Consider the following 11,312-nt stretch of genomic DNA (forward strand, 5'->3'; position numbering starts at 1 on the left):
ACTAGCTTATTTTTCCAGGACCACGAAAGAGTTCTTGGCACCGGGAATCGAGCCGCTAACCACGATGAGGTTTTTGTCGGCTACAATGCGCATTACCTTCAGGTTCTGCACTTTCACACGGTCATTTCCCATGCGGCCACCCATGCGCATTCCTTTGAATACGCGCGAAGGCCAAGAGCAGGCACCAATAGAACCGGGGTGACGGCCACGGTTATGCTGACCGTGCGTCTGTCCGCCTACACCGGCGAAGTTGTAGCGTTTTACAACGCCCTGGAAGCCTTTACCTTTAGAGGTACCTACTACGTCAACGAACTCACCTTCTTCAAAGAGGGTAGCGTCGATGGTAGAACCTGCGGCATAGTTGCCAGCCTCGTCAGTGCGGAACTCAACGAGTTTGCGTTTGGGGGTGGTTCCGGCTTTTGCGAAGTGACCAGCCAGTGCTTTGGTGGTATTCTTCGCTTTTTTCTCGCCGTAGCCGAGCTGGATGGCTGTGTAGCCGTCCGTTTCGATGGTCTTAACCTGCGTCACTACGCACGGACCCGCCTCAATGAGCGTGCAGGGAATGTTCTTCCCGTCCGGAGTGAAGAGGCTTGTCATACCGATTTTTTTACCGATGATGCCAGGCATTCGATTGGGGTTTTAGAAAAAGACACACTTGAAAACGCCCGAGTGGCGTTTTCGGAAATGGAGTGCAAAGCTAGGAAATTGTTATGTGATTATCTAACTGCCTTCTGAAATATTTTAACGTTAGGCAGTTAGCTGCGCAACACCTCCTTCTCCATTAGCCTCAGACTCTTATAACAGTGCTTAGGTGCAATGTATAATCGACCCATACGCCGATGGGCGACCTGACATACACTGTGGGTCGCCCATTAGGAATGACAACTTATGTTCGGTTACACTGGGCGCCAGGTTGTTTCTGGTTTGGCAGTTACCTTCTGACCTTCCAGCGCCAGCAACAAAAAAAACAGCGCGAAACCTAAGCCAATCTGAGTTTCTAGGGTGTACTCCACCAGAAAGGATAGCGTCAGGATAACGTACTGGGTTAGTAGCAAAGGAGCATATCGGGGCCATACACTGATACCTGCATAATAAAAGCCCACGATAAACACGATTAACCCTACCAACCCGAAGGCTACTGCAGAAAACAAGAATTGGTTATGCGGTTGGATATAAGCGGATGGGCGGATATTGGGATACCGCTTCTGATAATATGCTGCCATTTCCGATTCTATGTCAGCCCTGCCTACTCCAAACCACGGATTGTTTTGCAGGATTTCCAGGGCTATCTTATAGGAATACACCCGACCGACTAAAGAGTAATTATTAGCAGAAGCGGTGTGTGTCACCCGACCTACATCTTCCCGGGTATTCGCTGATTTATTTTGCAGCGTTGGAAACACCGAGTAACTGATGGTAGGTACTAACACCAAGCAGCCCGCCAGCAACAATGCCTGCAGATACTGCCGGCGGCGAAATACCAGCCAGAGTAGAGCCAGACCGCCAGCGGCGTACAACGTCACCAGTCCGCTACGCACGGCCAGTAGGTGCTGATAGAAAACCAGAAAGCCAACCGACATCCAGATCAGCCTGTTCCCCCACCCCAGCACATTACGGTGCGCCAGCAAGCAAACGCCAGTCACCACCGCCAGCGTAATAAGCAGACTAAACCGAATATGATCTGGTTCAGTGGGCATTACCTTAGAGTGCAGGTACATTTCGTTTATCTGGTCGAAATGCTGCAAGTAGTTGCCGGTGCTCAGTAAAGCAGCCAGTACAGTTGTACCCAATAATGTTAGCCACAACCTCTTTAGGTAGCGCGTTGGAAACGGTGGCAATAACCAGAAACCTATTGGCAAAGCCAGGTATGGCAGTTGTAGCAAAACGTCTCGGGTATATTCCTTCATGTGCCCATCTATGGTAATCAGACCGCCTCCGATGTGAAGGAGAAATATTAACATAAAAGGCCAATAGTAACTTCGGTCAGCACGGTTGTAGTGCTGACCATGCATAGCAAAGCAACTCACTCCCGTCACTAATAGCCCTATCATTCCTATGCTGGGCAGAATCCGAAAAAAGCTGCTGGTGAACAGGCCAACGATAATGCAGACACAGAAAAAGCCAGCTGCTACTAACAGCCGGGGAATGGTTAAAGTAGATCCTAAGGAAAATGCCATGAAGCGGATTAAGGAGCCGGAACAACCAAACAAGTGGTAAACGCCAAACGAAGCTCCACTATACAACGAGCCTTTACTTTAAGGTCAAGTTGCACCAATAAAAAAGAAAACGCCCTACCATCTCCACAGAGACAGTAGGGCGTTCATCCTAATTAGTCGGGGAAATCAGTCCTCAGACTTTGATTTCAACGTCAACGCCGCTGGGCAACTCAAGCTTCATCAGGGCATCTACCGTCTTCGACGAAGTCGAATAGATGTCAACGAGACGCTTGTAGGTGCAGAGCTGGAATTGCTCGCGCGACTTCTTGTTTACGTGGGGGGAGCGAAGTACGGTGAACTTCTCCTTGTCGGTCGGCAACGGAATGGGGCCGCTTACGATAGCGCCCGTAGCCTTCACCGCCTTCACAATCTTCTCCGACGATTTGTCCACCAAGTTGTGGTCGTAGGATTTGAGTTTGATGCGAATCTTCTGGTTCATGTCTGTTGAATGAAAGCGGTATTAGCGGATGGCGTTACCCTTTTGCTTGGCGATGATGGCCTCAGCAAGGTTGTTGGGCACCTGGTCGTAGTGCGAGAACGTCAGCGAAGCCGAAGCCCGTCCCGACGAGATGGTACGCAGCGTAGTTACGTAACCGAACAGCTCCGACAGCGGAACGTCAGCCTTAATCACGTTGGCACCGCCTTTGGTGTCCATGCCTTTCATGATGCCCCGGCGACGGTTCAGGTCACCGGTTACCGAACCCGTGTACTCATCGGGCGAAACAACCTCTACCGCCATAATTGGCTCGAGCAGTTTCGGACCAGCTTGCTTGCCGGCTTCACGGAAACCACCACGGGCAGCGAGTTCGAACGACAGGGCGTCCGAGTCAACATCGTGGTAGGAACCGTAGTACAAACGAACTCGCATGCCTTCGATGGGGAAGCCGGCCAGCGGACCGTTCTTCATAGCTTCTTCGAAGCCTTTCTGAACCGGCGCGATGAATTCGCGGGGGATAACACCACCGGTGATATCGTTCACGAACTCCAGACCTGGTTTCTCCGGATCGGTCAGTTTCGGACCGAGTTCGAATACGATGTCGCCGAATTTACCACGACCACCTGTCTGCTTCTTGTATGTTTCGCGGTGCTCTACCGACTTCGTCAGAATCTCTTTGTACGCTACCATCGGAGCGCCCTGGTTGATTTCGACCTTGAACTCCCGACGCATACGGTCGATGATGATTTCCAGGTGAAGCTCGCCCATGCCTTTCAGTACGGTCTGGCCCGTCTCGGGGTCAGTTTGTACCACCAGCGTGGGGTCTTCCTCCACCAGTTTGGCAATAGCCATACCCATTTTATCAACGTCAGCCTGAGTTTTGGGCTCAATGGCGTAGCCGATTACGGGCTCAGGGAACGACATCGACTCCAGTACGATGCGCGACTTTTCGTCGGTCAGCGTGTCACCGGTTTTGATGTCTTTGAAACCCACGCCGGCAGCAATGTCACCAGCCTGGATTTTATCGATGGGGTTCTGCTTGTTGGAGTGCATCTGCATCAGACGCGAGATACGCTCCTTCTTGTTCGTGCGGTTGTTGTGCACATACGAACCAGCATCCAGCACGCCGCTGTAGCAGCGGAAGAAGCACAGACGACCTACAAAGGGGTCAGTGGCAATCTTGAATGCCAAAGCGGTGAAGGGCTCCGAATTGTCGGGGTGACGCTCGATTTCCTCGCCGGTGTCGGGGTTGGTACCGACAATAGCGGGCATATCAAGGGGCGACGGCAGGTAGGCCATTACGCCATCCAGCATCGACTGCACACCTTTGTTCTTGAACGCCGAACCGCACATTACGGGCGAGAACTTCATGTCGATAACCGCCTGGCGGATAACAACCATCATTTCGTCGCGGGTGATGCTTTCCGGATCTTCGAAGAATTTCTCCAACAGACGGTCATCATACTCGGCTACGCTCTCGATGAGCTTCTGACGCCACTCGGCTACCGTTTCCACCAGATCCTCCGGAACCGGGATTTCGTGGTACGATTTGCCTTGGGTAGCGTCATCCCATACGATGGCTTTGCCGGTCAGCAGGTCAACTACGCCTTTGAAGGTATCTTCAGCGCCAATCGGGATTTGCAGGGGCACGGGGTTAGCACCCAGCTTGTCCTTAATCTCGTTAACGGCCTTGAAGAAGTCAGCACCGGCACGGTCCATTTTGTTAACGAAGCAGATGCGGGGCACCTTGTACTTGTCAGCCTGACGCCATACGGTTTCCGACTGCGGCTCTACGCCCGATACGGCGCAGAACAGGGCCACAGCACCGTCAAGTACCCGCAGTGAGCGTTCAACTTCAACCGTGAAGTCAACGTGGCCGGGAGTATCAATCAGGTTGATTTTGTACTGCTTGGTATCCGCAGTCGGGTCGCCCTGGGCGTCGGTCGGATAATTCCAGAAGGTGGTAGTAGCAGCCGACGTGATGGTGATACCACGCTCCTGCTCCTGCTCCATCCAGTCCATCGTGGCGGCACCTTCGTGCACTTCCCCGATTTTGTGGGTCTTACCGGTGTAGTAGAGAATGCGCTCCGACGTGGTGGTCTTACCGGCGTCGATGTGCGCCATAATCCCGATGTTCCGGAGGTATTGCAGATCTTTATTAACAGCCATGTCTCTTTGAGAATGAGTGAATGGGTGAGTCAGTGAATGAGGACTTGTTGAGCGTATGGCATTAACCATTTCACCCGGTCACGCATTCCTTCCTTCACTCATTTTTTAGAAGCGGAAGTGCGAGAAGGCCTTGTTGGCTTCTGCCATCCGGTGCGTGTCGTCCTTTTTCTTCACGGCAGCACCTTCACCCTTGGCGGCGGCAATGATTTCGCCGGCCAGCTTGTCCTTCATGGTTTTCTCACCACGACGACGAGCATACTGAATCAACCACTTCGAACCTACGGCAATGCGACGGTCAGGACGAACTTCAGTAGGTACCTGGAAGGTAGCACCACCTACGCGGCGGCTTTTTACTTCTACGGTCGGCATTACGTTGTTGAGGGCTTTGCGCCACATCTCAACGCCGCTTTCCTTGGTGCGCTGCTCAACAAGCTCGCAGGCATCATAAAAAATGGTGTAGGCCAGGTTTTTCTTCCCGTCGTACATCATGTAGTTTACGAAACGGGTAACCAGCGTCTCCTTGAACTTGGGGTCGGGCAGGAGGATGCGCTTCTTCGGTTTTGACTTTCTCATGGGTATAGAAATGAGTGTGGGCAACGGGCAAGTGGGATAAGAACCATGTGCTATCCAGCACTGCGCGCTACCTCACTCGGTTTCAATTACTTTTTCTTCTTAGCGGGAGCACCTTTGCCGGCTGGAGCAGCCTGGCCGGGTTTCGGACGCTTGGCACCGTACTTCGAGCGACGCTGGGTACGGCCGTTTACACCGGCAGTATCCAGGGCCCCACGGATGATGTGGTAACGTACGCCGGGAAGGTCTTTCACACGACCACCACGAATCAGCACGATGCTGTGCTCCTGCAGGTTGTGGCCTTCACCCGGGATGTAGGCGTTAACTTCTTTGCCATTGGTCAGACGCACACGGGCTACTTTACGCATAGCCGAGTTCGGCTTCTTGGGCGTAGTGGTGTACACACGGGTGCAAACGCCACGGCGTTGCGGGCACGAGTCAAGGGCGGGCGACTTCGACTTCGTCGTCAGCTTCTCGCGGCCTTTTCGTACTAACTGGTTGATGGTAGGCATCTACGGTAGGTTTTGTCAAGGAGGGTTCTCTCCCAAAAATTAGGCTTGCAAAGGTAGAAAAGTTGCCGGCAAATAGCAAACGGGTTGAACTAGTTAATTTTAGCGTAACCAATCTTCTTATTTCAACCCATTGCTTATGCTTTGACAGCTTCTTGAGCGAGTGTAGGCGGCTGGTTTCTGCATTTTAAATGTACTGCGGCCCACACTTGTACTAAAACAAGGAAGCGGCCTTCATCTTTCGATATAAGCCGCTTCACGCGTTGAATTATTCCGGGCTGCTAAGCTTCTCCCATCTTGCCTCCGAAACCCATCGGGTACCTCGGCGAATCATTGGGTTGTTCCTTGATGGGGCCGTTGGCCTGCTCGTACCGCTCAATGTTCTCCGTCAGGGCCGCTACCAGCCGCTTGGCGTGCTCGGGCGTAAGGATGATGCGTGACTTCACTTTAGCTTTAGGCAGCCCCGGCATCAGCCGGATGAAGTCGATAACGAACTCGCTACTGCTGTGCGCAATCATGGCCAGATTGGCGTACTCGCCTTCGGCTATTTCTTCCGACAGCTCGATGTTGATGGCATTCGGGTCCTGGGGTTGAGGCGCGTCGGCTTCGGGTTGGTTGGGTTGGCTCATACTGAAAAGAGAACGGGGAAAAGAACGAGAAGTTAACCTCGCTGGTAAGTTACGGCTATCTGTAAAAGAAAAAGCCGGTCAGATTGCTCTGACCGGCTTCTCCTATACGCTTACTACTAGCTTACTCCGAAACAGACTCGCGGCGCGAGGCGCGGGCGGGACGTTTGGCCGGAGTGGCGGCTTCCTCAGTCTTGGCGGCCTGAGCGGCTTCCATTTCCTCTTTCGAGCCGACAATCTGACGCGTGTATTCGCGCAGACCGGTACCGGCCGGAATGAGGTGACCTACGATTACGTTCTCCTTCAGGCCCAGCAGTTCGTCGGCCTTGCCACGGATGGCAGCTTCCGACAGCACCTTGGTCGTCTCCTGGAAGGAGGCGGCCGAGATGAACGACTGAGTACCCAACGATGCCTGAGTAATACCCTGCAGCGTAGGACGGGATACGGAAGGTTGCGCGTCGCGTACTTCCACCAGTTGCAGATCGCGGCGGCGCAGGCTGCTGTTCTCGTCGCGCAGGCGACGAGCCGTGACAATCTGACCGGGCTTCAGGTTCGACGAGTCGCCGGCATTCGTTACCACCTTCATGTCGATGATGGTATCGTTTTCCTCCATGAAGATAATCTTGTCGATTACCTGGTGCTCCAAGAAGGTCGTGTCGCCGGCGTCCAGAATCACAACTTTCTGCATCATCTGGCGAACAACCACCTCAATGTGCTTATCGTTGATTTTCACACCCTGCAAGCGGTATACTTCCTGAATCTCGTTCACGAGGTATTCCTGCACGGCACCTGGGCCTTGAATGCTCAGAATATCCGAAGGCGTAATGGCACCATCGGAAAGCGGAGCACCCGCACGGATGAAGTCGTTGTCCTGCACCAGAATGTGCTTGGATAGCGGCACCATGTACTTCTTCTTGACGCCGTCTTTCGACTCCACGAAGATTTCACGGTTACCACGCTTCACCGTACCATAGGTTACCACGCCGTCGATTTCGGCCACAACGGCCGGGTTCGACGGGTTACGGGCTTCGAAGAGCTCCGTAACACGGGGCAGACCACCGGTAATGTCGCGGGTTTTGCCCACGGCACGCGGAATCTTGGCCAGAATCTGACCAGCCTTGATTTTCTCGCCGTTCTCCACGTTCAAGTGGGATCCTACCGGAATGGAGTAGCCTTTCGAACCTTCCATGTCACCCTTTTTGCCGGGGCGCACGATGATGGCGGGGTTTTGGTCCTTCGCCTTCGATTCGATGATTACTTTCTCTCGGTGACCCGTCTGCTCATCCGACTCCTCGCGGTAAGTAATACCTTCCGTGATGGCGTCGTACTGCACAGTACCGTCGAATTCGGCCAGAATAACGGCGTTGTAGGGGTCCCAGTTGTTGAGCTCAGCGCCCTTCTCTACCTCTTGGCCTTCTTCCACCAGCAGGAACGAGCCGTACGGCACGTGGTTCGAGATGAACACTTTGCCAGTGCCTTTCTCCACGATGCGAATTTCGCCCGAGCGCCCCATAACCACTTTCACCGGCTCCCCGTCGGGGTTAGCGGTTTCGACGGTACGGATATCTTCGAACTCCACCACACCGGCGAACTTGGCCTTCAGGCTGGCTTCTACGGCAATGTTGGAAGCCGTACCACCTACGTGGAAGGTACGCAGCGTGAGCTGGGTACCAGGCTCCCCGATGGATTGGGCAGCAATTACGCCAACAGCCTCACCTTTCTGGACCATGCGGCCCGACGACAGGTTACGGCCGTAGCATTTGCCACAGATACCGCGCTTCGATTCGCAGGTCAGTACCGAACGGATTTCCACCGATTCGATGCTGGTCTGATCGATACGGCGGGTAACTTCCTCAGTAATTTCCAGACCAGCCGGTAGAATTACTTCGTCCGTCAGCGGATCAATGATATCGTGTACTGCTACACGGCCCAGGATACGCTCCGACAGGGGTTCTACGATATCCTCGTTGTCTTTCAACGCGAAGGTTTCGATGCCCCGCAGGGTACCGCAGTCTACCTCGTTCACGATAACGTCCTGCGATACGTCTACCAGACGGCGCGTCAAGTAGCCGGCGTCGGCCGTTTTCAGCGCGGTGTCAGCCAGACCTTTCCGGGCACCGTGGGTCGAGATGAAATACTCAATTACATCGAGGCCTTCTTTGAAGTTCGACAGAATCGGGTTTTCGATAATCTCCCCGATTGAACCCTGGAGCGACTTCTGCGGCTTGGCCATCAGCCCCCGCATACCGCCGAGCTGACGAATCTGCTCGCGCGAACCACGGGCACCGGAGTGCATCATCATATAAATCGAGTTGAAGCCCTGGTTCTCCTTTTCGAGGCGACCCATGAGGGTTTCAGTGATTTGGTTGTTGATACGCGTCCAGATGTCGATAACCTGGTTGTAACGCTCGTTGTCCGTAATCAGACCCATCTGGTAATTCTGGGTTACGGCTTTCACATCGGCCTGAGCCTGCGCTACGAGAGCATCTTTCTCTTTCGGAATCTGGATGTCGCCCAAACCCATCGACAGACCACCTTTGTAAGCCGACTGGAAGCCCAGCGTCTTGATGTCGTCGAGGAACTGTGCAGTGCGGGCCATGCCGGTCCGCTTGAACACCATCGAAATGATCTGCTGGAGCTTTTTCTTGGTCAGCAGCTCATCCACGAAGCCCACTTCCGTCGGCACCATCTGGTTGAACAGCACACGACCAGCTACCGTCTCGATGATTTTGGTCACCAAGTCGTCGTTTTCATCGCGCACCAGGGTACGAACCTTGATGTAGGCGTGCTTCGACAGAATGCCTTCGTTGATGGCAATAACTACTTCCTCATCGGAGTAGAACATCATGCCTTCGCCGTCGATTTTCTCCTCGGGCGTGGTACGCTTGCCTTTGGTTACGTAATACAAGCCCAGAACCATGTCCTGCGACGGTACCGCAATCGGGGCGCCGTTGGCGGGGTTCAGGATGTTGTGCGACGCCAGCATGAGCATGGAGGCTTCCAGGATAGCGGCCGGTCCCAGGGGAACGTGCACAGCCATCTGGTCACCGTCAAAGTCAGCGTTGAAGGCCGTACAAACGAGCGGGTGCAGCTGGATAGCCTTGCCCTCGATGAGGCGCGGCTGGAACGCCTGGATACCCAGACGGTGAAGCGTAGGAGCCCGGTTCAGGAGCACTGGGTGGCCTTTCAGCACATTCTCCAGGATGTCCCATACCACAGCGTCCTTGCGGTCCACAATCTTCTTAGCCGACTTCACCGTTTTCACGATACCGCGCTCGATGAGCTTGCGAATGATGAACGGCTTGAACAGCTCGGCCGCCATGTTCTTGGGCAGACCGCACTCGTGCAGTTTCAGCTCAGGACCTACCACGATTACCGAACGACCGGAGTAGTCGACACGCTTACCGAGCAGGTTCTGACGGAAGCGGCCCTGCTTGCCTTTCAGCATATCGGACAGCGACTTCAGGGCGCGGTTGCCTTCGGCGCGCACAGCATTCACCTTACGCGAGTTGTCGAACAGCGAATCCACCGCTTCCTGCAGCATGCGCTTCTCGTTCCGCAGAATCACCTCCGGAGCCTTGATTTCGATCAGGCGCTTGAGGCGGTTGTTGCGGATGATAACGCGACGGTACAGGTCGTTCAGGTCGGAAGTGGCGAAACGGCCACCGTCGAGCGGAACGAGTGGGCGCAGTTCCGGCGGAATCACGGGCACCATGCGGATTACCATCCACTCGGGCTTGTTTTCTACGCGGGTCGAGGCGTCACGGAACGCTTCTACTACACGCAGACGCTTCAACGCCTCAGCCTTACGCTGCTGCGAAGTTTCGTGGGCGGCAGAGTCACGCAGCGAGTAGCTCAGCTCGTCCAGATTGATGCGCTCCAACAGGAGTTGCAGAGCATCAGCACCCATGCGGGCAATGAACTTGTTGGGGTCCTCGTTCGGCAGCATCTGGTTCTCCCGGGGGAGCTTGTCGATGATGTCGAGGTATTCGTCTTCGGTGAGGAAGTCGAGCTGCTGCACGCCTTCGTCGCCCAATACGCCGGGCTGTACAACTACGTACCGCTCGTAATAGATAATCTGATCGAGCTTCTTGGTGGGCAGGCCCAGCAAGTAGCCGATTTTATTGGGCAGGGACTTGAAGTACCAGATGTGCGCAACAGGCACCACCAGTTCGATGTGGCCCATCCGCTCCCGACGTACTTTCTTCTCGGTCACCTCCACGCCGCAACGGTCGCAGATGATGCCTTTGTAGCGAATCCGCTTGTATTTGCCGCAGTGGCATTCCCAGTCCTTCACGGGACCAAAAATCCGCTCGCAAAACAGGCCGCCCATCTCGGGCTTGTACGTCCGGTAGTTGATCGTCTCGGGCTTCACAACTTCGCCGTTCGACCGCTCCAGGATGGATTCGGGCGAGGCCAGCGAAATGGTGACTTTCGAGAAGTCCTGTACCAGTTTCTTGTTTTTTGCAAACGCCATGTAGGGTAGCTGTTGTTAGCTGGTGGCTTTTTTCTGTCCGTTGGTTCCGCCCATCTTAAGAGGGGTCGGAAAGAACGTAACAGTTCGACTCTGCGAAAAGTGCTCTGCGGGTCGGATAGGTACGCCGCGCAGTAGTTCTTCGCCAGGTCTGGTAATTGGGCGACTCAGCAAGCTGAATCAGGGTGCGGCCAGTTGCCGCCGGAGGTTGATGCCGTTCTGACCATATCTCGGAACGACGCCGGCAGCGGCTGTTATCGGTTGCCCGAACCGCGGGTATTCTCTATAAGCAAGACTTGAAAAGTGGCTACC

8 protein-coding genes are annotated in these 11,312 nt (G+C 54.3%); all 8 read right to left on the reverse strand.

Annotation, left to right across the window (positions count from 1 at the left end; translation table 11 throughout):
• Positions 1-6: 6 nt before the first annotated feature.
• Positions 7-627, reverse strand: a complete 621-nt coding sequence (gene rplC / locus HSW_RS18805; RefSeq protein WP_044003255.1) for a 50S ribosomal protein L3 — start codon at positions 625-627, stop codon at positions 7-9.
• Between the two features lie 269 nt (positions 628-896).
• Positions 897-2,177: an O-antigen ligase family protein gene (locus HSW_RS18810; RefSeq protein ID WP_081768496.1), complete on the reverse strand. Its 1,281-nt coding sequence runs from the start codon at positions 2,175-2,177 to the stop codon at positions 897-899.
• 172 nt (positions 2,178-2,349) lie between these two features.
• Positions 2,350-2,655: a 30S ribosomal protein S10 gene (gene rpsJ, locus HSW_RS18815; protein ID WP_022822123.1), complete on the reverse strand. Its 306-nt coding sequence runs from the start codon at positions 2,653-2,655 to the stop codon at positions 2,350-2,352.
• Positions 2,656-2,676: 21 nt separating this feature from the next.
• The gene (gene fusA / locus HSW_RS18820; protein ID WP_044003257.1) at positions 2,677-4,821 is read right to left on the reverse strand and encodes an elongation factor G; all 2,145 of its coding nucleotides are present in this window, start codon (positions 4,819-4,821) and stop codon (positions 2,677-2,679) included.
• A 105-nt stretch (positions 4,822-4,926) separates the two neighbouring features.
• Positions 4,927-5,394: a 30S ribosomal protein S7 gene (gene rpsG, locus HSW_RS18825; protein WP_044003258.1), complete on the reverse strand. Its 468-nt coding sequence runs from the start codon at positions 5,392-5,394 to the stop codon at positions 4,927-4,929.
• An 86-nt stretch (positions 5,395-5,480) separates the two neighbouring features.
• Complete coding sequence (gene rpsL, locus HSW_RS18830) at positions 5,481-5,903, reverse strand: 30S ribosomal protein S12 (protein ID WP_044003259.1); 423 nt, start codon at positions 5,901-5,903, stop codon at positions 5,481-5,483.
• 278 nt (positions 5,904-6,181) lie between these two features.
• Complete coding sequence (locus tag HSW_RS18835; RefSeq protein ID WP_044003260.1) at positions 6,182-6,529, reverse strand: DUF3467 domain-containing protein; 348 nt, start codon at positions 6,527-6,529, stop codon at positions 6,182-6,184.
• A 121-nt stretch (positions 6,530-6,650) separates the two neighbouring features.
• A complete protein-coding gene (gene rpoC / locus HSW_RS18840; protein ID WP_044003261.1) occupies positions 6,651-11,003 on the reverse strand; it encodes a DNA-directed RNA polymerase subunit beta' in 4,353 nt (1,450 codons plus the stop codon).
• Positions 11,004-11,312: the final 309 nt, after the last annotated feature.

The sequence above is a fragment of the Hymenobacter swuensis DY53 genome (assembly GCF_000576555.1).
Classification (GTDB): Bacteria; Bacteroidota; Bacteroidia; order Cytophagales; family Hymenobacteraceae; genus Hymenobacter; species Hymenobacter swuensis.

Excerpts from the sequence above, each read along its gene's own strand:
- rpsG (WP_044003258.1), bottom strand. The coding sequence starts at position 5,394 with ATGAGAAAGTCAAAACCGAAGAAGCGCATCCTCCTGCCCGACCCCAAG.
- rpsJ (WP_022822123.1), bottom strand. The coding sequence starts at position 2,655 with ATGAACCAGAAGATTCGCATCAAACTCAAATCCTACGACCACAACTTG.
- rpsL (WP_044003259.1), bottom strand. The coding sequence starts at position 5,903 with ATGCCTACCATCAACCAGTTAGTACGAAAAGGCCGCGAGAAGCTGACG.
- rplC (WP_044003255.1), bottom strand. The coding sequence starts at position 627 with ATGCCTGGCATCATCGGTAAAAAAATCGGTATGACAAGCCTCTTCACT.
- HSW_RS18810 (WP_081768496.1), bottom strand. The coding sequence starts at position 2,177 with ATGGCATTTTCCTTAGGATCTACTTTAACCATTCCCCGGCTGTTAGTA.
- HSW_RS18835 (WP_044003260.1), bottom strand. The coding sequence starts at position 6,529 with ATGAGCCAACCCAACCAACCCGAAGCCGACGCGCCTCAACCCCAGGAC.
- rpoC (WP_044003261.1), bottom strand. The coding sequence starts at position 11,003 with ATGGCGTTTGCAAAAAACAAGAAACTGGTACAGGACTTCTCGAAAGTC.
- fusA (WP_044003257.1), bottom strand. The coding sequence starts at position 4,821 with ATGGCTGTTAATAAAGATCTGCAATACCTCCGGAACATCGGGATTATG.